Below are 23,867 nucleotides of genomic sequence, written 5' to 3'. Positions count from 1 at the left end.
ATCAGGCGCTGCCGAGGTGCTCACTCAGGTAGTCAAGAAAGCAGGTGATGCGCGCCGCCAGCGCCGTGTTGCGGTAGTACACCGCATGGATTGGCTGGCGCACCTCGACGGTGTCGCGCATCAGCACCTGCACCAGGTCGCCCCGAGCGCGGTCGGCGGCGGTCATAAAGTCCGCCAGGCAGACGATGCCCACGCCCTGCAACGCCAACTGGCGCAGGGTTTCACCACTCGAGGCGGTCAACGCCGGAGCAATGGCCAGGCTGTCACCGCCAGCATGGCGCAGCGGCCACTGGTTGAGGTGCTCCGGCTGAGTAAAGCCCAGCAGGCTGTGTTGGCTGAGGTCGTCCACTGTACGCGGCGTGCCGTGGGCCTTGAGATAAGCCGGGCTGGCCAACACACGTAAGGCGTTGCTGCCCAGCGGCCGCGCATGCAGGGTGGAGTCGCGCAGCGGGCCGATGCGGATGGCGATATCGGTGCGCTGCTCAAGCAGGTCGATGATCTGGTCGCTGCTGTGCAGCTCCAGCTGAATCTGCGGGTAGCGCGCGCGAAACCCCGCCACCAGCGGCACCACCGCATGCAGCATAAAGGGCGCGGCGGCATTCACCCGCAAACGTCCGGCGGGCTTCTGCCGACGCACTTTCATCTGCTCTTCGGCATCTTCCACCGCAGCGAGAATCTTGCGTGCCTGGGCCAGAAAGGCCCGCCCCTCCTCGGTCAACTCCAGACGCCGCGTGGTGCGGCGCAACAGGGTGACATCGAGCTTTTCCTCCAGACGACTGAGCGCCCGGCTGACACCAGAAGCGGTCTGCGCCATCTGCTCAGCCGCTGCGCTGATGGAGCCACTGTCCACCACGCGGACAAAGGCTTGGAGTTCATCGAGGGTCGTTTTCATTCACGCACTCCAGGGTAGGCAAGTAAGCCATCGCATGGCCTGCGCTAGCCTGGGTCGAGCGCAGCGACGAATAGCAGAAAGCCCAAAAAGCTTTGCGCCGGGGCGGCGCTCCTACGGGAGTTGTGTTCTGGCCTGCGTGCGGCTGCAACAGACAACAGGGCCACAACCTCAAAAATCCACCCGACCCCTGCCCGCCTTGATCGCCCCGCGCTTGGTCTTGCCCTCCAGGCGGCGGGTTTTCGAGCCCAGGGTCGGCTTGGTCGGGCGGCGGGCTTTTTCGGTTTTACCAGCGCTGCGAATCAACTCGGCCAGGCGCTCCAGGGCGTCGGCGCGGTTCTGTTCCTGGGTGCGGTACTGCTGCGCCTTGATGATCACCACGCCTTCGGCGGTGATGCGGCTGTCGCGCAGGGCCAGCAATCGCTCCTTGTAGAACGGCGGCAAGCTTGAGGCTTGGCTGTCGAAGCGCAGGTGCATGGCGCTCGAAACCTTGTTGACGTTCTGCCCACCCGCGCCCTGGGCGCGAATCGCGGTCAGCTCGATCTCGCTGTCGGGTAGGTGAACGCTGTTGGAAATCACCAGCATGGCCAATCTTCGTGCTGCAAATGTGTCGCGATCATACCGCACTGCCCGGGCCAGGCGGCTCTTGCGCGGGCTAACCGACGAATTCAATGCTGCCTATCAGGGCGATATCTTTTTGCCATCACATTTTGCTGGCGCCATAACTTCGGCGCGCCCATTATGCGCATCCTGTATCAGCAAAACCCAGCGAGACAACGCACCATGCCTGCACACCTCACGATTGCTCAACGTCTGGGCCTCGGCTTCGGCCTGATCCTCTCGTTGATGATCCTGCTCAGCCTGATCGGCATTAATCGCGTCAGCTTTATCGACACCACCCTGAGCGAAGTCAGTGCGGGCGCCACCGTGAAACAGCGCAACGCCATCAATTTCCGCGGCAGCGTGCATGACCGCGCCATCGCCATTCGCGATGTGGTGCTGGTCGACGAGCCGAGCAGCCAGTTGGCCGACATCAAACGCCTGGACGGCTTTTATCAGACTGCCGCACGCGACATGGATCAGCTGTTCGCCAGCCAGGGCGCAAGTGCTGACGAGCAACGCCTGCTGGGCGAGATCAAACGCATCGAAACCGCCACCCAGGCCCTTACCGCAGAGCTGCTGCGCCTGCGCCAGGCCGCTGATCCGGCGGCGACCAAGCGTTTTCTGCTGACCCAGGTTTCCCCCGGCTACAGTGCCTGGCTGAAGGCGATCAATGCCTTTATCGACTACCAGGAAGACGTAATCGGCAAGGACCTCGCCCAGGTGCGCAGCACAGCGGGCGGCTTCCAGTTACTGATTCTGCTGGCCACCGGTATCGCCATGCTGCTGAGCATCCTGGTATCGGTGCTGATCATTCGCCAGTTGATCAGCACCCTGGGCGCCGAACCCCAGGCCGTGGCCGAGGCGATCAAGCGCCTGGCCAAGGGCGAGCTGGGCCAGCGCATCGAAACCCGCCACCCCGACAGCGTCATGGGCGCGCTGCGCGACATGGCGGGGCACCTTGCCGAGACCATCAATCAGGTCCGCTCGGCCGCCGCCGAACTGGCTCGCTCAGCCGACCAGTTACTGAGCACCTCAAGCAGCAACAGCCAGCAGATTCGCCTGCAATCCAGCGAAGCCGAGCAAATGGCCGCAGCCGTGCACCAGATGGCAGCCACCGTCAGCGAAGTCGCCGGCTACGCGGCCAGTGCCGCCTCGGCCACGCGCAGCGCCCATGGCGAGGTAGCTTCTGGCAACCAGGTCGTCAGCGAAACGGCCAGCGCCATGCAGACGCTGGCGAAATCCCTGGAAGATGCCGCCAATCAGGTGCAGCAGGTGTCCAGCGACACGGCGAACATCGAGAAGATTATCGAGGTGATCACCGCCATCGCCGACCAGACCAACCTGCTGGCGCTCAACGCCGCCATCGAAGCTGCCCGCGCCGGCGAGCACGGCCGCGGTTTTGCCGTGGTGGCCGATGAGGTGCGCTCGCTGGCGACCCGCACCCAGGACTCGACACGGGAAATTCGCGGCATGATCGGCGCCCTGCAAGAGGGCGTCGGCCAGGCAGCCGAGGTAATGCGCAGCAGCCGCCAACTCGCCCAGCAGACCGTGGAGCAGACCCACCAGGCAGAAACCGCGCTGAACAAGATCCGCACCGAGGTCACCGCCATCAACGACATGAACGCGCAGATCGCCAGCGCCTCGGAGCAGCAAAGCCAGGTGGCCGAAACGGTCAATCAGAACATCAGCCGCATCCACGACGCGACCCTGGGTACCGCCGCCGGCTCCGAGCAGGTGGCCTCCTCCAGCCGCGAGCTGGCAGCCCTGGCCCAGCGCCTGACGGAGAAGGTCAGCTTCTTCAAGCTGTAACAGCCTTTACCGCACAACGCGCAGGCGCCCCGCCTGCGCGATCACAGACCGGCGAGCGCCCAGCCTGCCAGCAACGGCAACAGCACGGCACTGATCACTCCCAGCAGGCTCATGCCCAGCGCAGCAAAGGCGCCACATTCAGACCCTTCCTCCAATGCCCGCGCCGTGCCGATGGCATGGGCGTTGATGCCGTAGCTCAGCCCCCGCGCCGCCGGGTGGGTGACATTGAACAGGCCCAATAACCAGGGACCCAATGCCGTCCCTATAACCCCGGTGAGCATGACGAAGACCGCTGCCAGCGAGGCCAGTCCGCCGAGCTGCTCCGCCGCCAGCATGGCGATGGGCATGGTCACTGACTTGCCCGACAGGCTCGCCAATACTGGCAGCTGGGCGCCCATGGCGTGGGCGATCACCAGGGTCAGGGTGACCGTCAGCGAGCCGCCGACCAGCACAGTCAGCAACACTGGCGCGGCCAGTTGGCGAATACGCTTGATGTTGTTGTACAAGGGCACCGCCAGGGCGATGGTCACCGGGCCCAGCAGAAAAGCGATAGGCGCCGCGCCCGCACGGTAGGTGGCGTAATCCATGCCGCAGGCCAGCAATACCCCCACCACGATCAGCATGGAGACCATCACCGGTTGCAGCACCAGCCAGCCGCTGCGCCGGTACAGCCACAGAGCAAACTGGAACGCCACCAGCGTCAGCCCCACGGGAAACAGCGGGTGATCGACCACCAAGCGCCCTACCGTCAGCCACATCCCTTCACTCATGACCGCCCTCCACCCGCTGCTCGATGCGCCGGGCCAGGCGCTGCATCATCCAGCCGCACAAAGGCACCGTAACCAGCAACGACAGGCACAACGCAACCAGAATCGCCGGCAGGTCGGCGAGCAACGCATCGCTGGCGACCATGATCCCCGCCGCCGGCACGACAAACAGCAGCGGCAAGTACTGCAACAAGGTGCTGGTCGCCTGACTCAACGGCTCACTGACCTGACCACGCAGCAGCAAGTAGGCAAACAACAGCAGCAAACCAATCACGCTGCCGGGCAGCATGGGCAACAGCAGCTCACTGACGAGACTGCCGAGAATCTGCAGCAGGACCAGCCAGGTCAGCCCTTTCAACACCATAAGAACACTCCTCTGTGTGAGCTATTGATCGCGAGGTAATGCAGCCGGCCGTTACTCGCAAAATAGGCTGCAACATCGCGAAGACATTCGCGCCTACACACGCCGACGAAACAACGGTCGCGGCTCGATTGCCGAGCGACCATATACCACACTCATGCCGGCCAGGCCCTTGAGTGCATCCTCGACCGACTTGTCTTCGCGCACGGCAAATGCATCGAAACCGCACTGGCGCATATGGCTGAGCTGATCACGCAGCACATCGCCCACCGCGCGCAACTCGCCCGTCCAGCCCAAGCGCGTGCGCAGCAGGTACGCCTGGCTATAAGCGCGTCCATCACGAAAGCTGGGAAACGCGATGGCAATCATCGGCAGAACCGGCAGGTAAGGCCGCAGGCTTTCCACCTCATCGTCCGGAGCCAGGCAGACACCATCGGCACTGGCCTGCTCGGCGCGCAAAACAGCCTCATCCTGGCGCGCGAGCCAGACATTCAACGGCATTATCTGTGGCCCTTGCACAGCGGGCTCAGTGACGTCACCCAGCAGTTGCCAAGGGTCGTTGCAGACAATACTCGGCGTGCCATCAAGCAGTCGGATCAGGTTGTTCATGCTGGCACCTGCGGCTTGCGATAGACCTCTTCCTTGAACGGCTCCAGGCCGATGCGCTGCACGGTATCGACAAAACCTTCCTCGGCCTCGCGGTAGTCGGTGAAGGTGCGCACCAGCCCATCGATTACATCGGGGATCTGCGCCGCACTGAACGCCGGACCGATCACCTTGCCCAGCGCGCTGGCCTTGCCCTGGGCGCCGCCGATGGTCACCTGGTACCACTCGCTGCCGTTCTTATCGACGCCGAGGATGCCGATATTGCCAATGTGGTGATGACCGCAGGCATTCATGCAGCCGGAGATATTCAGGCTGATATTGCCCAGGTCATGCAGGTAATCCAGGTCATCGAAGCGCTGCTGGATCGCCTGGGCAATCGGGATCGACTTGGCATTGGCCAGGGCGCAGAAATCACCGCCGGGGCAGGCAATCACGTCCGTCAGCAAACCGATATTCGGCGTCGCCAGGCCCACCTCAGCTGCGGCCTGCCAGAGCGCGTACAGATCCGCCTTGCGCACGTCGGGCAGCACAATGTTCTGCTCGTGGGCAATCCGCAGCTCGGCAAAGCCAAAGCGCTCGGCCAGATCGGCCAGCGCCTCCATCTGCTCGGCGGTGACATCACCCGGTGGCGCACTGATGCCCGGTTTGGTCGACAGCACCACGGCGCTGTAGCCGGGCACCTTGTGCGCCAGGGTATTGCGCGACACCCAGCGGGCAAATTCGGCGTCCTGCGCCAAGGCCGTGCCGAAACCCAGGTCGAGCTCAGACAGTTGCTCGTAGGGCGGCGCGACGAAGGCATCGGCCACGCGCTGGTACTCTTCCTGGGTCAGTTCGGCTGGGCCATCCTTGATGTGCTGCCACTCGGCCTCGACCTCACGGGCGAACGCCTCGATGCCCAGCGCCTTGACCAGAATCTTGATGCGCGCCTTGTACTTGTTGTCGCGCCGGCCGTGGCGGTTGTACACCCGCAACACCGCCTCGACATAGGACAACAGATGGCGCCAGGGCAACGCCTCACGAATCTGCTGACTAAGAATCGGCGTGCGTCCCAGACCGCCACCCACCATCACCCGCAGCAGCAACTCGCCCGCCTCGTCGCGGTACAGGTACAGACCGATGTCGTGCATCATCACCGCGGCACGGTCCTCCTCGGCCGCGCACAGGGCGATCTTGAACTTGCGCGGCAGGTAGAGAAACTCCGGGTTGATGGTCGACCACTGGCGCAAAATTTCCGCCAGCGGGCGCGGGTCCAGCAGCTCATCGGCAGCGACCCCGGCAAAGGCCTCGGTGGTGATATTGCGCACGCAGTTGCCGGACGTTTGAATCGCGTGCATCTCAACACCCGCCAGGTGCTCGAGAATATCTGGCACCCGCTCCAGCTCGATCCAGTTGAACTGAATATTCTGCCGCGTGGTGAAATGCCCGTAACCCCGGTCGTACTGCCGCGCGACATGCGCCAACGCGCGCATCTGCCGGGCCGCCAACGTCCCATAGGGGATCGCCACGCGCAGCATGTAGGCATGCTTTTGCAGGTACAGGCCATTCTGCAGACGCAGCGGCAGAAACTCTTCCTCGCTCAGCTCATCCCGCAGACGGCGCTCGACCTGATCACGAAACTGCGCCACCCGCTCATTCACCAGCACATGGTCATATTCATCGTATTGGTACATCGGCGGCCTCGGCTATTATCGATGGCCACACTATGCCCAGGCCCCTGATAGCGAAACAGCGGCAGATTCGGCGGAAAAATACGGTGCAGATGGTGCTGTCAGGTGTTGATAATCACCCGGCATTTCCACCCGCTGCAATCCAGGCTACCGTGCTGACTCCCTAGCATCGAGCCGCTGACAAAGTTGCCGGGCACCACTCGCCCCATTGAATACCACCTGACAAGGAGCCCACCATGGCCGCCCTCGACGCCAAAAAACTGCATATCGACATCGTCTCTGACGTGGTCTGCCCCTGGTGCGTGGTGGCTTACCGGCAATTGGCGCAGGCCCTGCAAGCCAGCGGCACGGACTACGAAGTGCATTGGCACCCCTTTGAGCTGAACCCCGATATGCCCGCCGAAGGCCAGAACCTGCGCGAGCATATCGCCGAGAAATACGGCGCGAGCCAAGCGCAGTCAGAGGAAAACCGCCGGCACCTGGTGCAGGCCGGCAATGACGTTGGTTTTGAATTCAACTTCGCCGACGACATGCGCATGCACAACACCTTCAACGTCCACCAGTTGCTGCACTGGGCCGACCAACAAGGCCGCATGCACGACCTGAAACAGGCACTGTTTGTTGCGCACTTCACCCATCGCCGCAACCTGTCGGACAACCAGGTACTCGCAGACGTAGCCGCCGAGATCGGCCTGGACCGCAGCGAAGCATTAGGCGTGCTTGCCGATCAACGCTTCGCCGACGAGGTACGCGCGGCCGAGCACACCTGGGTCAGCCGAGGCATTCGCAGCGTGCCGGCGATCATCTTCAACCACCGCCACCTGGTCAGTGGTGCTCAGGGCGTCGAGAACTTCAGCCGAATTCTGCAACAGTTGGCGACGGCCGAAGACTGAGTACGGCAAACCGATACGCCCCCTCGTAGAAGCGAAGGAGTCGCCCGGCCTCAAATCGCGAATAATCCGCCGCTGATGTGTAGGAGCGAATTTATTCGCGATTGCTCTGAAAGGCGCTGCAAACATCGCGGCTAAAGCGGAGCGCCGCCCGGCCCCTCCCATACCCACAGAATTCCAAGCGGCACATCAATAATCCAATCATTAAAAACTCAATGGCCGCACCGCCCGTCCTGCGTACGGGCGCCTGGGGTGCCGCGCGCGTGTTTCTTGTGCAGGACCATTGAGCCTTCTTAGTAGACCTGCTGAAAGGCATCGCCGCAGACTCATTACACGGCCTGGTCTTCATGTTCATCGTGGTAAAGGCTGCGATAGGTAATCAGCGCATCCCATCATAAGGTCGACGACCTAACACCCCCACACGGTGCCAGGGACAGGCCCATTCTAGAAATTCACTCAGCGCTTCGGCAGCTGTGTGCAGGTCTCAATAAAAGCACGCAGCTTCGGTTGGTTTTTGGCGGCCTTGGAGAAATACAGAAACAGCCCATCACTTCCCGGTGAGCACTCCAGCAATGCGGGTTGCAAGGTGCCGGCTGCCAACTCACGTGACGTGTGAAAGGTCGACGAGTAGATCAGGCCAACACCCTGCACCGCCAAGCTACGCATGAGTTCGCCATCATTGACGGTGACCGAGCCCAGCGGGTCGACCCTCACGGTTGAGCCCTTCTCAACGAACTCCCAGCGATAGACATCGCCCTTTTCTGGTCGACGAAAGCGAATGCACTCATGGCGCACCAGATCGCTGGTGGATTGAGGTATGCCGTGTGCTTTGAAATAGTCCGGCGAGCCAAAAACAGCCCATTGGAAGGGTTTGCAGAGCCGTACCGCGATCATGTCCTGGGCGATATATGAACCGATCTGGATACCGGCATCATATCCCTCGGAAGCGAAGTGTTCGTGGCGGTTACTGACTGTGATCTCAAGATTCAGCTTTGGCCATGCCTGACGAAAAGCCGGCAGCAGCGGCTCGATCACATGCGATAGCGCCAAACGCTCGACAATCAGCCTCAAGGTGCCCGACGGCGCTTTCGCCGACTGAGCAGCGGCATCAAGCCCAGTGGCAATCGCTTGTGCAGCCGGTTCGATCTTCTGCAGCAGATCCTTCCCAGCTTCCGTCAGAGACATCTTGCGGGTTGTGCGATGCAAAAGCAGTACGCCAAGACGTTGCTCTAGTCGCTGCAAGGCCAGGCTCACGGAGCCGGGGGTTTTACCAAGATCAAGGGCGGCCTTGCGAACGCTCATTCTCTTGGCCACGGCCAGAAACTCGGGCAAACCATCAAAACTATTGGGGTGAATCATGGGGCACCTTCACGTTGCAACTTTCGAGCGCTTAAGCACCTGAAGGGCACAGCTTACGCGACTTATTCGATCCAATACCGCCAGATTAGAGCGTTTTATTAAACAGCTCATTCGCGTTTGGCCGGCTATTTCCTCCTTCTAGCCATCGATAAAGTGACGCAACCTCAAACAGTTGAAGGAATGGAAGATGTCTATTACCAAGTACTTTGCTGGCATTACTGCTGCCATTGCTCTTGTCACATGTGCGTCAACAGCGTTCGCCCAAGACAATCAGAACAACCACAGAGTTTTGATTGTGGTGTCGAGCCAGGATAAAAAAGCTGAGAATCTAGTGGCCGGGTTCTGGTTTCCAGAGCTTACTCATCCGGTCGAAGTCTTTGACGAGGCCGGCATTGACTACGACCTCGCGAGCCCTAAAGGTGGCCTGGCGCCGTTCGATGGTTTTGACTTGCAAGACCCAGCCAGCCTGAAGTTTTGGACCAACCCAGAGCATCGCAACAAACTGGGCAACACCCTCAAACTCTCAGCTGTCGACCCGTCGAAATACGATGCGATCTTGCTCGTGGGTGGCCACGGCCCGATGTGGGACTTCGTCAACAACAGCGAACTGAGTAACGCCGTACGTACCATTTATGAAAACGACGGCATTGTCAGCGCCGTTTGCCACGGTCCGGCGGGGCTTATCGACGTCAAGCTCAGCAACGGCAATAACCTGATCAGTGGACGCCGCCTTACTGCGTTCACGGCTGAAGAGGACGCCTCGCGGCAATACGACAAGATAATACCCTTTGAGCTGGAAGGCGCTTTGAAGAAAGCCGGCGCACTATTTGAATCCGCCCCACTCTTTGAAAGCCGTGTAGTGGTCGATGGACGCCTGATAACCGGTCAAAACCCGGCATCCGCGAAAGCGTTTGGAGAGGCTATCGTCACCGCACTGAAAGAAAAGGCCGAGTGACGGCAGATAACTCACCCAAGGGAAAGGGGCTGATCGATGGAACAGCCCCTACTCTGAACCTACCGCCCCAAAAAAAACACAGTCCTCAATCCAGCACAGCCACCATCTGATCCGCGAGTTGGCCAAGGTCGATAGCCACATCATCGAACGGTTCATTGACCAGCGGATAATTGGCCGCGCACGCCTGCTTTAGTCATTTGCCATGAGCGCAGAAGGACAGCAATCCCATCTGTGACCGGCCCGCTTTGACCAAGCCGCGAACGCTTGTGGGGTTCGCGAAGCAACTGGTGAGTGTGTTGCTGCAACACGGCTCACGACGAAAAGGCAATAGCGCCTAAAGTCCGGCTAGCTCTCCGACACATAACTCCACTCAACCCGATTGCGCCCTGCCGTTTTACCTTGGTATAGCGCGGCATCTGCCTGCTGCAAAAACGCCTCAAACGCTTGCGCGCGGGTGAACTGACCCGAGACGCCGATGGTTGCGGTGCAGCGGATCAATTGGCTGTCGCTGGTGCTAGGTACTTCGCTGTATTCGATCGCCGCCCGTGTACGCTCTGCCAATTGCATGGCACCAACGTGGTCGGTATCCAGAGCGATGATCACAAATTCCTCACCACCCAGCCTGCACACCAGATCGCCTTGCCGGGCAGTAGCCTTGAGGACGTCGGCAACGTGGCACAAGACAAGATCGCCGACGTTGTGCCCAAGGGTATCGTTGATACGTTTGAAGTGGTCGATGTCGACCATCAGCAGGTACGCAGGCCCGGCAGCGCGTGAGCGGAAGTGCGCCTCCAGCGCATCCATCAGCCCGCGCCGGTTCAGCAACCTGGTGAGCGGGTCATGGGCGGCCAAGGTAAGCAGCTCATCCGTAAGGCGACGCAGCACCAACCACACCGCGCAGGGCGGTAGTACCGTCGCCAGGAACGACATGTAAATGTAAAAGACCTTCTGGAAGCCGCTGCTCATATCGAGGGCCGCCATACCGCCATCGATAATGAGTAGAAACTTAGCGGCGTTCAGAAGACAAATGCCGCCGATCAGTACGGCAAATACGAGCATTTCCACATGCAGGTCCTTGGCAAAGCTTCGTCTGCCATAGAGCACTGCCACTGTCATGGCCAGAAAGAGCATCGCACACAAACCTGCCAATAACGCATGGCGGGCCTCTTGCCCGAACAGCGATTGCATCAATAGCTGCAACATCGTGTAGACAGCCGCCACTGCGAGCAGCGGCCGTAATACCGGGGTTGGGCGATCGAAAAAGCGCATGGCGCCAAGGACATAAGCAACAGGAGCACAGAACGTCAGTGTGTGGCTGGCAACACTCATAAAACCCCAACCCGGAGGGCCCTCGAGCAATTGCAGGATATACGCGAGCCCGAGCAAAAAGTTGCCGAGAGCAAAGACTTCCATGCCCATCTTCTTGCCATTCAGCCGGGCGCTGATCAGCCAGAACATCAAGCAGAAACACAGGAGGTGCACGCAGAGCATGCTGATGATGACAGTGGTGATCATAAGATTCGCGCAAATAGAGACATTGCAATAGCAGCCGTGCATTGGGGGAATGGCAAAGCTACCCGTTTGCTGGAAGCCCCCGTGCTGCAGTCGTATTCAGTATGGCTATTTAACACCACCGCGAGGGCTCGCCATAGCCACAATGACTTGGCGCCTTGAGCCTACTCGCTCTATCAGTCACGTCGCCACTCAGTCGGTGCACACGCCTAAACCAGCGCCTGTTCTGTGACGAAAATCCTGACAGTGGATTGTCTTCTCTGCCTTTACCCATCCATCTGATCCGCTTTTTATTGGAAAACCTGAGTCTGTTACCAGATCAGCCCTGCCCGCATCATTCACCTCGCCTGATAAAGCCCGACGAGGCCCGTAATGAGCGAACGAATTCCCGCGCAGATCATCGAGACCATCGATCCGCGCCAGCCTATCCGCCTGACCCCGTCACAAGCCGGCGGGCCGATTCATACCCGCAGTTTTAGCGGCCGTTTTCGTAACCTGCGCCTGTATGGCGCAGGCTTGCTGTTTCTGATCTTCTTCGGCACCGCCTGGCTGGACTGGGGTGGTCGCCAGGCGGTGTTATGGAATTTGTCCGAGCACCGTTACTACATCTTTGGCGCGACCTTCTGGCCGCAGGATTTCATTCTGCTCTCGGCGCTGCTGATCATCGCGGCGTTTGGCTTGTTCACCATCACCGTGGTGGCCGGGCGGGTGTGGTGCGGCTACACCTGCCCACAGAGCGTGTGGACCTGGGTGTTTATGTGGGCCGAGAAGGTCACCGAGGGTGAGCGCAACCAGCGGATCAAGCTGGATGCCGCGCCCTGGTCGCTGAACAAGCTGCTGCGACGCAGTGCCAAGCACGGAATCTGGCTGGGCGTCAGCCTGCTTACAGCGGTGACCTTTATTGGCTACTTCACGCCGATCCGCGAGTTGGCCAGCGACCTGCTGCACCTGCAGTTGGAGGCCGGCACCCTGGTCTGGGTGTTGTTCTTTATGGCCGCCACCTACCTCAACGCCGGCTGGCTGCGCGAGAAGGTCTGCGTGCATATGTGCCCCTACTCGCGCTTTCAGAGTGCGATGTTCGACGATGACACCCTGCTGGTGGCCTACGACGCCAAGCGTGGCGAAAGCCGTGGCCCGCGCAAGAAGGACAGCGACCACAAGGCCGAAGGCCTCGGCGATTGCATCGACTGCACTATGTGCGTGCAGGTCTGCCCGACCGGTATCGACATCCGTGATGGTTTGCAGATCGACTGCATCAGTTGCGGCGCGTGCATCGATGCCTGCGACTCGATCATGGACAAGATGGGCTACGCCAGAGGCCTGGTCGGCTACCACTCGGAGCGGCAACTGCAGGGCGGCAAGACTCACTGGCTACGCCCCCGACTGGTCGGCTATGGCATCGCGCTGGTGCTGATGTTCGGCGCCTTTGCCTGGGCCTTGAATGAGCGTTCGATGCTGTCCATCGACTCGGCCAAGGACCGCAGCATGTTCCGCGAGAACCAGCTGGGGCAGATCGAAAATACCTATCTGCTCAAGGTGATCAACAAGACCCAACAGCCACAGCGCTATGGCCTGGCCCTGGTCGACAGCCCCGGCTTGCGCCTGGACGCGCCGCAGCAGTTGCAGCTGAACCCCGGGGAGATTCTCGATGTACCGGTGACGGTGGTGCAGGAGAGCGACACGCTCGAAGCCAGCGCCCTGCCCGTGCGCTTCGCGATCCATAACCTGGTCGATGCCAGCGAGCAGGCGCAGACCCAGAGCACCTTTCTCTCGCCGCGCTGGCGCTGACAGACATGGCTCGGCAACTCCCAGTAGACTGTGGCCTCCCCCTGGCCGCAGTCACGGATACGATGAAACGCTACGAGAAATTCGCCGACCAGATTGCCGAGCTGATTCGCTCTGGTGTGCTCGCTCCCGGCGAGAAGGTGCCGTCGGTGCGTCACGCCAGCCGTACTCATGGGGTCAGCCCGTCCACGGTGTTTCAGGCGTACTACCTGCTGGAAGATCGCGGCCTGATCCAGGCGCGCGCGCGCTCCGGCTACTTCGTTCGCGAGCTGGCGCGGCACTCCCTGGCCGAACCGGAAACCAGCCAGCAGCCGACGCAAACCACCGAGGTGGATGTCAGCGAGCTGGTGTTCTCGGTGCTCGCTTCGCTGAAAGACCCCGGCACCGTGCCGTTCGGCTCAGCCTTCCCCAGCCCCCAGCTGTTTCCCCTGCCGCGTCTGGCCCGCTCCATGGCGCAGAGCGTGCGCGATATGCCGGCGCAAGCGGTGATCGCCGATATGACCGAGGGCAACCCCAACCTGCGCCGGCAGATTGCTCTGCGTTATATGGTCAGCGGGGTGATGCTGCCGCTGGAGGAACTGGTGATCACCAGCGGCGCCATGGAAGCGCTCAACCTCTGCCTGCAAACGGTGACCCAGCCTGGTGACCTGGTGGCCATCGAGGCGCCGGCCTTCTACGCCACGTTGCAGGTGCTGGAGCGCTTGAAGCTCAAGGCCGTGGAGATACCGGTCAACCCGCGTGAAGGCATCGACCTGGACGTGCTCAGCGAGCGCCTGACCGACCTGCCGATCAAGGCCTGCTGGTTTATGAGCAGCCTGCAGAACCCGCTCGGCGCAAGCATGAGCGACAGCAAGAAAGAGGCGCTGTATCAGTTGCTGCAGCGCCATCAGGTGCCACTGATCGAGGATGACGTCTACGCCGAGCTGTATTTCGGCAGCCAGCCGCCCAAACCGGTCAAGAGCTTCGACCGCGAGGGCCTGGTGATGCATTGCGGCTCGTTTTCCAAATGCCTGGCGCCGGGTTATCGGGTTGGCTGGGTGGCCGGCGGGCGCTATGCCGAGCAGATCAGCCGGCTCAAGCTGATGACCACCATTTCGCCCTCCGTACCGGCCCAGGCCGCCCTGGCCGACTACCTGCAACACGGCGGTTACGACCGCCACCTGCGCAAGCTGCGCCATGCCCTGGAGGCGCAGCAGGCGTCAATGCTGGCCTCGGCGGCGCGGCACTTTCCCACGAGCACCAAAGTGACGCGGCCCAGTGGCGGCTACTTTCTCTGGTTCGAGTTCCCCGAACAGGTCGATGCGCTGCGCCTGTTTCAGCTCGCCCTGGCCCAGGGCATCAGCCTGGCACCGGGGCCGATCTTCTCCGCCACCCGGCGCTTTGGTAATTGCGCCCGGCTTAACTACGGCCACCCCTGGGGCGTCGAGAGTGAACAGGCGATGGCGGTGCTGGGGCGGATTCTCGCGTCGTTCTGATCCGTCAACGCAGGTCGTTTTTCGCGGCCTGCGGCCTCGGCGCTGCATAACCCTTTCCAGACTCTTGCGCTAAACCTGTACAACTCTCGTATAAATATAAAGATCATGCACAGCTTTCCTGCACCGACCACCCGCTTGCTGAGCAGCGCATTTAGCCCAGAATTTTCGGGCATTACAGCCATTTCATGGACTTACATGTCACCCATTACCGGCTATCGGTTACTCCGGTAAAAACCCTAAATAAATTGTACAAAAAAAATTACCTGTATAAGATTTGCACAAGAGGGCACTCACCACCTGCTGAGCCTCCCCTGCACACGCAGCAAGCAGTCGCAGCCCCCCAAGGGCAGAGGAGCGGATTTCATGCAAGCACAATTAAGCATCGCACAACGCCTGGGCCTTGGATTTGGGCTGATCCTGTCGCTGATGATCCTGATTGCCCTCATCGGTGTACTGCGCGTGAGCTTTATCGATGAGACGCTCACCGCCGTCAGTGAAGGGGCCTCACTCAAACAGCGCTATGCCATCAACTTCCGTGGCAGCGTGCATGACCGTGCAATCGCCATCCGCGATGCCGTGCTGGTGGACAACGACGCCGCGTTGAATCGCCAGTTGGCAGAAATTCAGCGGCTCAAGGATTTCTACCAAGCGTCGGCCCAGGACATGAACAGCCTGCTGCGTGAACAACCAGCCACGGACACCGAGCAACGCCTGCTGAGTGATATCCAGACGATAGAGCGCAGTACATTGGCCTTGACCGAACAGCTGATCGGCCTGCGTAGCCGAGGTGATACAGCCGCGGCTAAAACCCTGCTGATGGATCAAGCGTCGCCGGCCTATGCCGAATGGCTCAAGCGCATCAATGCCTATATCGATCACCAGGAACAAACCATTGGCAAGGATATTGGCGAGGTGCGCGAAGCCGCAGGTGGCTTCCGTCTGCTGATCCTGCTGGTCAGCGCAGCCGCAGTGCTGCTGAGCATTGGCGTCTCTCTGGTCATCATCAACAAGCTGAAATCCACCCTCGGTGCCGAACCGTATCGAGTGGCCGACGTCATCCAGCGCTTGGCCAAGGGGGAGCTTAACCAGAGTATCCAGACCCAATACCCGAACAGTGTCATGGGCGATCTGCAAAACATGGTCAAGCACCTCGCCGAGACCATCGCGCAGGTGCGTAGTGCTGCCAGTGAACTGACACTGGCTTCAGACCAGTTGTTGACCACCTCCGACAGCAACAACCAGCAGATCCGTCTCCAGTCCAGCGAGGCCGAGCAAATGGCCACCGCGATTAACCAGATGGCGGCAACCGTTAATGAAGTGGCCAACTACGCCGCCAGCGCTGCTTCGGCCACGCGCAATGCCGACAGCGAAGTGGCCACCGGCAACCAGGTGGTCAGCGCCACCGCCAGCGCCATTCAGAACCTGGCGCGCACCCTGGAGAGCGCCGCCGAAAGCGTGCAGCAGGTGTCCACCGACAGCGAGAGCATCGAGAAAATCATCGAAGTCATTACCTCCATCGCCGAGCAGACCAACCTGCTCGCCCTGAATGCGGCGATCGAGGCCGCACGGGCCGGCGAACACGGCCGTGGCTTTGCCGTTGTGGCCGACGAGGTACGTTCCCTGGCTACCCGTACCCAGGATTCTACTCGGGAGATTCGCGGCATGATCGGCAAGCTGCAGGACGGCGCTGGTAAAGCCGCCGAGGTGATGCGCAACAGCCGCCACCTGGCTCAACAGACAGTCGAGCAAACCGGTCAGGCTGAAACTGCGTTGAACAAGATCCGCAGCGAAGTCACCGCGATCAAGGACATGAACGCACAAATCGCCAGCGCCTCGGAAGAACAGAGCGCGGTGGCCGAAGAGGTTAACCAGAACATCAACCGCATCCACAGCGCCACCCTGGAAACCTCAGCTGGCTCTGCACAGGTAGCCTCCTCCAGCCGCGAACTGGCCACCCTGGCCAATCGCCTGACCGATAAGGTCAGTTTCTTCAAGCTGTAACAGCCTGCCGGGCGGGGTTGCAGTCTCCTCGAATTAGGCATGGGTAGAAACGGAGGGAGCGTCCAGCCTTTATCGCGAATAAATTCGCTCCTACCTCGTCTGCCGTAGGGGCCTGCTAGCCGAAACCTTTGCTTGAACTTTTCTCTCGGTATTCACCTGTCAGCTCGGCTAACGTAGCGGCCCGACTTTGCGAGATTCACGTTATATGGACTCGATTACCCAGGCCGTCCTCGGCGCCACTATTCAAGGTGCCCTGCTCGGCCGCTGGCAAGGCCGCAAGGCCCTGCTGTATGGCGCCATGCTCGCCACCCTGCCGGACCTGGATGTGGTCATCGATTATGGCGACGCCGTTGCCGACATGACCTACCACCGAGGCTTCAGCCATTCGCTGTTCGTCCTCAGCGGCCTGGCACTGCTGCTGACCTGGCTGACCCGACGCTTGCGGCACAACCCCGGTTATTCATCACAACGCCTGTTTCTGACCTTGTGGCTGGTGCTGATTACCCATCCCTTGCTCGACGCTTTCACCAGTTATGGCACCCAGTTGTTCTGGCCATTTATGCCCATACCCACGGCCTGGTCGAGCATTTTCATCATCGACCCGGTGTACAGCGTGCCGCTGATTGTCGCCGTGGTTGCAGGGTTACTGTTCGGCCTGCACGGCAAAACGCCGCGCGCGCCCGTGATCGCCCTGGCGCTGTCGACCCTGTACCTGGGCACCACCCTGGTCGGCAAGAGCATGGCCGAACAGCGGGTGCAGACCCAACTGGCCGAGCAAGGAATACAGGCCGAGGCATTGTTCAGCACACCGACACCGTTCAACAGCCTGCTCTGGCGGGTGATCGTTGTGGATGGCGAGCAGTATCACGAGGCCCTGGTCGGCTGGTTCGATGACGCGCCCCCGCAGCTCGCCAGCATGCCCCGCGGCACAGCCCTGGCCGCAGCGCTGGCCGACTCGCCGATGCATGCACGGCTGCAGTGGTTCACCGACGACATGTTGCGCTACGACCGCATCGACGATCGCCTGATCGTCACCGATATCCGCCTGGGCATGACCGGCTTTCACCCCTTCCGCTTCGACTTCGCCCACTGGCAAGACGGCGCCTGGCAGCTACAGACACCGGTCGAGCGCTGGCCTGTGGAGCGCGGCGACATGGCGCGTCTGAAACAGCTTGGTCAACGCATCTGGCAACCGGACACGCCGATTCCGCTGGCCAGTTGGGCCGCTGAGCTGAGTCGACCACCGCTGGCCAGCGGCAGCGTGCAGTAACAGGATCCAGCGGCGCCCACAGAGGCGCTGTGCATGGTCTAGGCTCAACTCCAACCTTTACCCGTTGGAGTATGGCCATGAACATTCGACAGAAGATGATCGCCTGTGGCGCGATCAGCGTACTGGCAGCCGCTCTACTGGGCAGCATCGGGTTCTGGGGGCAGACTCGCCTGGCTGGTGCCCTTAACGAAAACCAGTTGAGTGTCAGCGCCCTGCGCAACCACCTCGAAGGCGACATGATGCACGACGCCCTGCGCGCCGATGTACTCGCCGCCTTCTATATCGACCCCGCTGACAGCGCAGCGGTGACCCAGGTACGCGATGACCTGCGCGCGCACAGCGAATGGTTTACCCGCACCCTGAATGACAACGCCAAGCTGCCGCTCAGTGCTGATATCCGTGAAGCCATCAGCGAGTCGCAACCGGCCCTGGCCAGTTACATTCAGCAGGCCGAAGGCATCGTCAACCTGGCCCTGACTGACCCGCAGGCCGCACGCCAGCAGATGGCCGCTTTCGATGCCAGTTTCGGTGATCTGGAAGAAAAGAACGAAGCCCTCAGCGGCCTGATCGAGGCGCACTCGGCGCAAACCCGCAGCGAAGGTGAGGTCGCCGTGGAACAGGCCGCCTGGTTACTGATTGGCGGCATTCTGCTGGTCTGCTGCTTGCTTTGCCTGCTCACTACCCAGTTGATGAAAGCGGTATTGCGGCCACTGGAGAAGATTATCGGGGTGGCGCGTAACATTGCCCAGGGCAACCTGCGCAGCACCATCAGCATCGACAGCAACGATGAGGCCGGGCAACTGCAGCAGGCACTGGCGGACATGCAGGGCAACCTGCGCAAGATGATCGACAGCATTCGCCAGGAAGGTGAACAGTTGCAGCAAACCGCGCAGAGCCTCAGCGGCGCCTCGCAGAACATCGTGCGCAGCACCACGGAAGGGTCGCAAAGCGCCAGCAGCATGGCTGCGGCCATGGAGCAGATGATAGGGAATATCGGACAGATTGCCGGCCACGCGCGCAATGCCCAGCAGATTTCCTCGCACTCCGAACACCTGGCCAGCAATGGTGGCCAGGTGATCATGGGCGTCGTCGATGGCATGAGCCGGATTGCCGAAGCGGTCAACGAGTCCAGCGCCACCATCACCGCGCTAGGCGAGTCATCCGAGGAAATTCACTCGATCATCCAGGTGATCAAGAGCATCGCCGAACAGACCAATCTGCTCGCCCTCAACGCCGCCATCGAGGCGGCGCGCGCTGGCGAGGCCGGCCGTGGTTTTGCCGTGGTGGCCGACGAGGTCCGCAACCTGGCTGCGCGCACCGCGCAGTCGACCCAGGAAATCACCGGGATGATCGAACGCATCCGCACCAGCACCGAACAGGCGGTCAACAGCATGCAAACCGGGGTCACTCGGGTAAGCGATGGCGTGACCCTGGCGCGTCAGGCTGGGGAATCAATCAATGAAATTCGCGGCGGCGCACAGCGCGCGGCCGAGGTGGTGGAAGAGATATCGCAGACCATCAGCGAGCAGAGCCGCGCCAGTAGCGAAGTGGCGCAGCAGGTCGAACATATCGCACAGATGTCGCAGCAGAATAGCCGCACCGTCAACGAGCTAGCCGACGCAGCGCAAACCCTGGATCGCGTGGCGCGCAGCATGCAGAGCGCGGTGCTGCAGTTCCAGACCTGATCCGTTGGGGTATGTTGACGCTTTGTCGCACTACGGGTTGCCGCGCAAAAGCTGGCCTGGCTTACGGAATTCGCCCTATTCATATGGATGTGCATGGTGAGGGCGATGGTGTTGCGATTATCGCGAATAAAGGCTAGGCGCCCCCTTCGCTCCTGCAGGGCCGTACTTTGCCTAGGGTCTGTTGCCGTTTCGTTCGCGGACGCGCCGAAACGGCAACAAGGCCAAGCCCATCAGGTGCGGAATTGCCGCACCAGGTTCTGCAGCTCGACACCCAGGCGCGCCAGTTCGGCGCTGGAGGCAGCAGTTTGCTCACTGGCACTGGCGCTTTGCTCGCCAATGTCACGTACCCGCGTCACGCTCTCGCTGATGGTCTCTGCCACCGCGCTCTGCTCTTCGGCAGCGGCGGCGATCTGCTGATTCATCTGTTCGATGGTGCTGACTGCCAGGGTGATGCGGCCCAGGGCGGCGCCCGCCTCGGCCGCCAGGCTGACGGTGCGCTGGGTCATGCTACGGCTGCTCTGCATCTTTTCCACCGCAGCCTTGGCCATACGCTGCAGGCTGGCAATCAGTTGCTCGATCTCTTCGGTGGAGTCCTGGGCACGCTTGGCCAGTGCCCGCACCTCGTCCGCCACCACGGCGAAACCACGGCCTTGCTCACCGGCACGCGCTGCCTCGATTGCCGCGTTGAGTGCCAGCAGGTTGGTCTGCTCGGCGACGTTGCGGATCACTTCCAGCACACTACCGATGCGCCCACTTTCCTGGTTCAGTGCTTCGATGGACTCGGCCGACTGTTCAACCTCGCCCGCCAACTGGCCAATCTGGCCAACGGCCTGCTGCACCACGCTGTTGCCCTGCTGTGCTTCGCTGTCGGCATCACGCGCGGCCAAAGACGCCTGCTCGGCATTCTGCGCCACCTCCTGCACGGTGGCGGCCATCTCGTGCATCGCGGTGGCGGTCTGTTCGGTTTCCTGCTTTTGCGTCTGCACACCCGCGCTGGTTTGCGCGGTAATCGCCGACAGTTGCTCGGCAGCGGCGGCAATCTGCGTGACGCTGCCACCAATGCGCCCGACCAGGCTGCGCAGGCTGACAGTCATCGCCTGCATGGCAGCCATCAGTTGGCCAACCTCGTCGGCGCGTTGCACCGCCAGGTCCTGGCTCAGGTCACCGCCGGCAATGCGCTGGGCAAAACTTACCGCCAGACGCAGCGGGCTGACGATGGAGCGGGAAATCAGCAGCGCCGAACAGATGCCGATCAGCACCGCCGCACCGCCCATCAGGCCAAGCAACAGCAGCACCTGGCGGCTCTCGGCACTCATCACCGCTTCCTGCTGAACCTTCGCCTCGTCGGTCAAGGCCAGCACGGCACGCGCCTTGTCGATCATTGCGGTTTCGATTTCGCTGTTCTGCTGGCGCACCTGCTGGTAGTTGGCAAAAGCATCCTGGTAACGCTTGAGGGCGACCAATGAGGTTTCAATAGCCTCCTTCTGGCTCTCATCCAACCAGATGGTCAGGTTGCGGGCGATGGAAGTCTGCTCCTCACTGATCAGCGACCAGTTCTCCAGCGCTTCGGCGGAGCCGTCGATGATGTACTGGCTCTCGTTGCTGCGCAGGTCGAGCATGCGCTTGCTCAGGCCTGATGCGGTTTCGGCCAGGGTCAGCGGGTCACTGCCACGCAATTTGTCGCCTTGCAGGCGCAACTCGCGAACGGCGTCATACATGTCCAGTTCGACGATATCGAACTGCTCGCGGGCCTCGGTAGCAGCCTCGTCCATTTGCTGCCGGGCGGCGCGCGCTTTGTCGCGCTGGGCAACGAAGGCTTCAAACTGCTGCAGATAGTCCGCAGTCGCCTGTTCCATGGTCTGCAGGCGCGCACGCTGTTCACTCGCAGCGCCTTCGGCGCGCTGGTTCAGCAGTGCGCGAACATCGCTCAGGGCCTTGCGCACTTGCTCGGCCCGGGCGGGATCGCCGCTGATCGCAAAGTCACGCTCCATGCGCCGGGCCTCCAGGATCATCGCGTCCACCTCGGAGAACTGGCTGACCTGCTGATGCCGCTCAAGTACCGAGCTGACCGAGAAGAACCCGGTGCCGGTCACCATGACGGTCAGCAACAGCACCAGGCCGAAACCCAGCAGGAGTTTCTTGCCCACGGCAAGATCGGTGAACAGGCGGGTAGCAGACGACATAAACAGCTCCAGTCATTCTTGTTCAACAACCTCAAAACGCGCCGCACAGGCCGCAGCTTGGGCATTTTTACCCGTGCGTCTTGAAGGTGGTTCGGTTACAGGGCAACGCCCGTACCAAGCCTACACCGCTGTGTCGGCAGGGATCGGCAATTCATGAGCTAGACACTCACGAGTTCAACCCCGTGAGGCGCCCGCCAGACAGAGTTTAGTACAGGTATGACGGCGTTCTGCCAGTCTGGTCAAACAAAAGGCTCTTCTCCAGTTGGCTGTTGCAGCCGCAACGCAAATCCCGTGGGAGCGTCGCCCCGGCGCGAAGCTTCTGGACTCACAGATGTTGCAGATTCTTGGTGCGCGCAGCGCACCCTACTGTAGGAGCTAAGGGCGCGCCCAGCCTTTATTCGCGACGTTCGCGACACAATCGCGAATAAATTCGCTCCTACAGCTAGGGTGCGTTTTAGCGCTCGGCCAGCACCTGCACAATGCGCGGCCGCAGTACCTCGCCTAACACAGCCAGAGCGCCAATTGCCCCGGCGATCCAGTACCAGCGCTGTACCGGGTCAAACCCCAGCCAGCCGAGGGCGTGCAGAAACACCATGAGGATCAGCACCGGGCTGACATAGCGCACCATGAACAACCACAGCGCGTAACCCAGCGGCGGCAAGCCCAACTCGTCACGCATGATCTCACTGCGCAGCGCGTAGCCGGCCAGCAGCACCATGAAGATCCCACCCAGCGGCATCATCCAGCGCGAGGTGAGGAAATCCAGCCAGTCGAAGACGTTCTTGCCCAGAGGCGTCCAGCCGGCCAGCAGGTTGAACGAGAGCATCGCCAGCAGGCTGATCAGCAGCAACACCACACCCGATGCGGCGGCGGCTTTCAGCCGGCTGATACCGTGCTTCTCGTTGAGGTAAGCGACGCTCGCCTCAACCATGGAGATGGCCGACGACAGCGCTGCCACCGAGACCATGGCGAAAAACAGCACACCGAAGACAGTGCCGAACGGCATTTGCTGGAACGCCAGGGGCAGGCTCATGAAGATCAGCCCCGGCCCGGCACTGGGGCTCATGCCGTTGGCGAAGATGATCGGAAAGATCGCCAGCCCGGCCAGCAGCGCCACGCAGGTGTCGCAGAGCACCACCATAAAGGTGGTCCGGGTGATCGACTGATCATCAGGGATATAGGAGCCGTAAGTAAGAATGGCGCCGGAGGCCAGGCTCAGGGTGAAGAAGGCATGGCCAAGTGCAGCCAGCAGCGCCTCGCCAGTGATTTTCGAGGCGTCGAAATGGAACAGGAAGTCGAAGCCGGCCTTGAAGCTGCCGCTGGTAAAGGCGTAGCCGACCAGAGCCAGCAGCATGACGGCCAAGCCGGGCATCATCCAACGCAGGGAGCGCTCCACGCCGGCCTGCACACCCTTGCCGACGATGCACAGGGTCAGCAGCGCCACCAGCACACTCCAGCCGCCCAGTTGCCAGGGGTTGGCGTTGTGCGCCTCGAACACCCCGCCCAATGCCTCGACGCTGCTGGCAGCCAGGGAACCGTCGAGCATCTTCCAGGTGTAGGCAAAGGCCCAGCCCGCCACGACCACGTAAAAGCACAGGATCATAAAACCGGCCAGCATGGCCATGCCGCCAACAGCCCTCCACAGCGGGTTACCGCCGTTCTCGCGCACCACTCGGCCAATGGCGTCGATGGGGCTGCCCCGACCACGCCGGCCGATGGCGATCTCGGTCATCATCACCGGGATGCCAATCGCCAGGATGCAGGCCAGGTACATCAGCACGAAGGCGCCGCCGCCGTATTCACCGGTGATGTAAGGGAATTTCCAGATATTGCCGAGGCCGACGGCCGAGCCGGTTGCAGCGAGGAGAAAACCCCAGCGCGAGCGCCAGAGGTTCTTGGGAGTTTCACGGGGCATGCGTCACCTGCTTGTTTTTATCTGTGACGGGATCGAACCCGCGGCGCTTATGGCGCTGCGGAGTGCACGGCTTTTATGAAGCCAGGTTCACTGGGCGTCGGGCGGCACCTCCTGCGCAGCCCGTTTGCCAGGACT

At 61.3% G+C, this 23,867-nt stretch carries 18 protein-coding genes and 3 pseudogenes; 10 read left to right on the top strand and 11 right to left on the bottom strand.

Annotation, left to right across the window (positions count from 1 at the left end; genetic code table 11):
* Nucleotide 1: 1 nt before the first annotated feature.
* Both BMW49_RS01665 and arfB read right to left on the bottom strand, forming a co-directional pair.
* Nucleotides 2-892 (bottom strand): LysR substrate-binding domain-containing protein, encoded by an 891-nt coding sequence (locus BMW49_RS01665; protein WP_069516834.1) that lies wholly within the window; start codon nt 890-892, stop codon nt 2-4.
* A 168-nt stretch (nt 893-1,060) separates the two neighbouring features.
* Complete coding sequence (gene arfB / locus BMW49_RS01660) at nt 1,061-1,474, bottom strand: alternative ribosome rescue aminoacyl-tRNA hydrolase ArfB (RefSeq protein ID WP_069516835.1); 414 nt, start codon at nt 1,472-1,474, stop codon at nt 1,061-1,063.
* Nucleotides 1,475-1,630: 156 nt separating this feature from the next.
* Here arfB and BMW49_RS25460 point away from each other — a divergent pair.
* Together BMW49_RS25460 and BMW49_RS25455 are read left to right on the top strand one after the other, a co-directional pair.
* A pseudogene (locus tag BMW49_RS25460) lies at nt 1,631-2,179 on the top strand (MCP four helix bundle domain-containing protein); the annotation flags it as partial.
* Nucleotides 2,180-2,269: 90 nt separating this feature from the next.
* Nucleotides 2,270-3,301 (top strand): methyl-accepting chemotaxis protein, encoded by a 1,032-nt coding sequence (locus tag BMW49_RS25455; RefSeq protein ID WP_425272735.1) that lies wholly within the window; start codon nt 2,270-2,272, stop codon nt 3,299-3,301.
* Nucleotides 3,302-3,342: 41 nt separating this feature from the next.
* Here the strand turns inward: BMW49_RS25455 and BMW49_RS01650 are convergent, their stop codons facing one another.
* From BMW49_RS01650 to BMW49_RS01635, 4 genes are all read right to left on the bottom strand, one after another.
* Nucleotides 3,343-4,071 carry an LrgB family protein gene (locus BMW49_RS01650; RefSeq protein WP_069516836.1) on the bottom strand — a complete coding sequence of 243 codons (729 nt, stop codon included), beginning with the start codon at nt 4,069-4,071 and terminating at the stop codon, nt 3,343-3,345.
* The gene (locus BMW49_RS01645) at nt 4,064-4,432 is read right to left on the bottom strand and encodes a CidA/LrgA family protein (RefSeq protein WP_069516837.1); all 369 of its coding nucleotides are present in this window, start codon (nt 4,430-4,432) and stop codon (nt 4,064-4,066) included. Before BMW49_RS01645 ends, BMW49_RS01650 begins: the two co-directional genes overlap by 8 nt.
* A gap of 93 nt (nt 4,433-4,525) precedes the next feature.
* On the bottom strand, nt 4,526-5,038 hold the full coding sequence (locus BMW49_RS01640; RefSeq protein ID WP_069516838.1) for a DUF934 domain-containing protein: 513 nt from the start codon (nt 5,036-5,038) through the stop codon (nt 4,526-4,528).
* On the bottom strand, nt 5,035-6,705 hold the full coding sequence (locus BMW49_RS01635) for a nitrite/sulfite reductase (protein ID WP_069516839.1): 1,671 nt from the start codon (nt 6,703-6,705) through the stop codon (nt 5,035-5,037). The genes BMW49_RS01640 and BMW49_RS01635 overlap by 4 nt, the downstream gene beginning before the upstream one ends.
* Nucleotides 6,706-6,938: 233 nt before the next feature.
* Between BMW49_RS01635 and BMW49_RS01630 the strand changes: the two genes are divergently transcribed.
* Nucleotides 6,939-7,595: a DsbA family oxidoreductase gene (locus BMW49_RS01630; RefSeq protein ID WP_069516840.1), complete on the top strand. Its 657-nt coding sequence runs from the start codon at nt 6,939-6,941 to the stop codon at nt 7,593-7,595.
* Between the two features lie 453 nt (nt 7,596-8,048).
* Here the strand turns inward: BMW49_RS01630 and BMW49_RS01625 are convergent, their stop codons facing one another.
* Nucleotides 8,049-8,951: a LysR family transcriptional regulator gene (locus BMW49_RS01625; protein WP_069516841.1), complete on the bottom strand. Its 903-nt coding sequence runs from the start codon at nt 8,949-8,951 to the stop codon at nt 8,049-8,051.
* Nucleotides 8,952-9,138: 187 nt separating this feature from the next.
* On the opposite strand from BMW49_RS01625, the gene BMW49_RS01620 reads away from it, so the two are divergent.
* Entirely contained in the window at nt 9,139-9,906 is a 768-nt protein-coding gene (locus BMW49_RS01620; protein WP_069516842.1) for a type 1 glutamine amidotransferase domain-containing protein, read from the top strand.
* A 345-nt stretch (nt 9,907-10,251) separates the two neighbouring features.
* Here the strand turns inward: BMW49_RS01620 and BMW49_RS01615 are convergent, their stop codons facing one another.
* Nucleotides 10,252-11,421 carry a GGDEF domain-containing protein gene (locus BMW49_RS01615; RefSeq protein WP_069516843.1) on the bottom strand — a complete coding sequence of 390 codons (1,170 nt, stop codon included), beginning with the start codon at nt 11,419-11,421 and terminating at the stop codon, nt 10,252-10,254.
* A 369-nt stretch (nt 11,422-11,790) separates the two neighbouring features.
* Between BMW49_RS01615 and ccoG the strand changes: the two genes are divergently transcribed.
* The 6 genes and pseudogenes from ccoG (at nt 11,791) to BMW49_RS25760 (ending at nt 19,634) form a co-directional block, all read left to right on the top strand.
* The gene (gene ccoG, locus BMW49_RS01610; RefSeq protein ID WP_069516844.1) at nt 11,791-13,206 is read left to right on the top strand and encodes a cytochrome c oxidase accessory protein CcoG; all 1,416 of its coding nucleotides are present in this window, start codon (nt 11,791-11,793) and stop codon (nt 13,204-13,206) included.
* Nucleotides 13,207-13,268: 62 nt separating this feature from the next.
* Nucleotides 13,269-14,678 (top strand): GntR family transcriptional regulator MpaR, encoded by a 1,410-nt coding sequence (gene mapR, locus BMW49_RS01605; RefSeq protein ID WP_069516845.1) that lies wholly within the window; start codon nt 13,269-13,271, stop codon nt 14,676-14,678.
* 363 nt (nt 14,679-15,041) lie between these two features.
* Nucleotides 15,042-15,554: pseudogene (locus tag BMW49_RS25450) on the top strand (MCP four helix bundle domain-containing protein); the annotation flags it as partial.
* 243 nt (nt 15,555-15,797) lie between these two features.
* Complete coding sequence (locus tag BMW49_RS25445) at nt 15,798-16,679, top strand: methyl-accepting chemotaxis protein (protein WP_425272734.1); 882 nt, start codon at nt 15,798-15,800, stop codon at nt 16,677-16,679.
* Nucleotides 16,680-16,884: 205 nt separating this feature from the next.
* On the top strand, nt 16,885-17,949 hold the full coding sequence (locus tag BMW49_RS01595; RefSeq protein WP_069516847.1) for a metal-dependent hydrolase: 1,065 nt from the start codon (nt 16,885-16,887) through the stop codon (nt 17,947-17,949).
* 77 nt (nt 17,950-18,026) lie between these two features.
* Nucleotides 18,027-19,634: a methyl-accepting chemotaxis protein gene (locus tag BMW49_RS25760; RefSeq protein WP_069516848.1), complete on the top strand. Its 1,608-nt coding sequence runs from the start codon at nt 18,027-18,029 to the stop codon at nt 19,632-19,634.
* Nucleotides 19,635-19,864: 230 nt separating this feature from the next.
* On the opposite strand, the gene BMW49_RS25430 is transcribed toward BMW49_RS25760, so the two are convergent.
* The 3 genes and pseudogenes from BMW49_RS25430 to BMW49_RS01580 all read right to left on the bottom strand — a co-directional run bounded on the left by BMW49_RS25430 (nt 19,865) and on the right by BMW49_RS01580 (nt 23,732).
* Nucleotides 19,865-20,728: a methyl-accepting chemotaxis protein gene (locus tag BMW49_RS25430; RefSeq protein ID WP_425272732.1), complete on the bottom strand. Its 864-nt coding sequence runs from the start codon at nt 20,726-20,728 to the stop codon at nt 19,865-19,867.
* Nucleotides 20,723-21,646, bottom strand: a pseudogene (locus BMW49_RS25425) (HAMP domain-containing protein); the annotation flags it as partial. The pseudogene BMW49_RS25425 and the gene BMW49_RS25430, both read right to left, overlap by 6 nt.
* A gap of 625 nt (nt 21,647-22,271) precedes the next feature.
* Nucleotides 22,272-23,732, bottom strand: coding sequence for a sodium-dependent transporter (locus BMW49_RS01580; RefSeq protein ID WP_069516850.1), 1,461 nt, complete (start codon nt 23,730-23,732; stop codon nt 22,272-22,274).
* Between the last annotated feature and the right edge of the window lie 135 nt (nt 23,733-23,867).

The organism is Pseudomonas cuatrocienegasensis (assembly GCF_900110925.1).
Classification (GTDB): domain Bacteria; phylum Pseudomonadota; class Gammaproteobacteria; order Pseudomonadales; family Pseudomonadaceae; genus Aquipseudomonas; species Aquipseudomonas cuatrocienegasensis.
This window is presented reverse-complemented; position numbering and strand designations above follow the sequence as displayed.

What these genes read in the sequence shown, in the direction of transcription:
- BMW49_RS01665 (WP_069516834.1), bottom strand. Translation starts at nt 892, where the DNA reads ATGAAAACGACCCTCGATGAACTCCAAGCCTTTGTCCGCGTGGTGGAC.
- arfB (WP_069516835.1), bottom strand. Translation starts at nt 1,474, where the DNA reads ATGCTGGTGATTTCCAACAGCGTTCACCTACCCGACAGCGAGATCGAG.
- BMW49_RS25455 (WP_425272735.1), top strand. Translation starts at nt 2,270, where the DNA reads ATGCTGCTGAGCATCCTGGTATCGGTGCTGATCATTCGCCAGTTGATC.
- BMW49_RS01650 (WP_069516836.1), bottom strand. Translation starts at nt 4,071, where the DNA reads ATGAGTGAAGGGATGTGGCTGACGGTAGGGCGCTTGGTGGTCGATCAC.
- BMW49_RS01645 (WP_069516837.1), bottom strand. Translation starts at nt 4,432, where the DNA reads ATGGTGTTGAAAGGGCTGACCTGGCTGGTCCTGCTGCAGATTCTCGGC.
- BMW49_RS01640 (WP_069516838.1), bottom strand. Translation starts at nt 5,038, where the DNA reads ATGAACAACCTGATCCGACTGCTTGATGGCACGCCGAGTATTGTCTGC.
- BMW49_RS01635 (WP_069516839.1), bottom strand. Translation starts at nt 6,705, where the DNA reads ATGTACCAATACGATGAATATGACCATGTGCTGGTGAATGAGCGGGTG.
- BMW49_RS01630 (WP_069516840.1), top strand. Translation starts at nt 6,939, where the DNA reads ATGGCCGCCCTCGACGCCAAAAAACTGCATATCGACATCGTCTCTGAC.
- BMW49_RS01625 (WP_069516841.1), bottom strand. Translation starts at nt 8,951, where the DNA reads ATGATTCACCCCAATAGTTTTGATGGTTTGCCCGAGTTTCTGGCCGTG.
- BMW49_RS01620 (WP_069516842.1), top strand. Translation starts at nt 9,139, where the DNA reads ATGTCTATTACCAAGTACTTTGCTGGCATTACTGCTGCCATTGCTCTT.
- BMW49_RS01615 (WP_069516843.1), bottom strand. Translation starts at nt 11,421, where the DNA reads ATGATCACCACTGTCATCATCAGCATGCTCTGCGTGCACCTCCTGTGT.
- ccoG (WP_069516844.1), top strand. Translation starts at nt 11,791, where the DNA reads ATGAGCGAACGAATTCCCGCGCAGATCATCGAGACCATCGATCCGCGC.
- mapR (WP_069516845.1), top strand. Translation starts at nt 13,269, where the DNA reads ATGAAACGCTACGAGAAATTCGCCGACCAGATTGCCGAGCTGATTCGC.
- BMW49_RS25445 (WP_425272734.1), top strand. Translation starts at nt 15,798, where the DNA reads ATGGGCGATCTGCAAAACATGGTCAAGCACCTCGCCGAGACCATCGCG.
- BMW49_RS01595 (WP_069516847.1), top strand. Translation starts at nt 16,885, where the DNA reads ATGGACTCGATTACCCAGGCCGTCCTCGGCGCCACTATTCAAGGTGCC.
- BMW49_RS25760 (WP_069516848.1), top strand. Translation starts at nt 18,027, where the DNA reads ATGAACATTCGACAGAAGATGATCGCCTGTGGCGCGATCAGCGTACTG.
- BMW49_RS25430 (WP_425272732.1), bottom strand. Translation starts at nt 20,728, where the DNA reads ATGACTGTCAGCCTGCGCAGCCTGGTCGGGCGCATTGGTGGCAGCGTC.
- BMW49_RS01580 (WP_069516850.1), bottom strand. Translation starts at nt 23,732, where the DNA reads ATGCCCCGTGAAACTCCCAAGAACCTCTGGCGCTCGCGCTGGGGTTTT.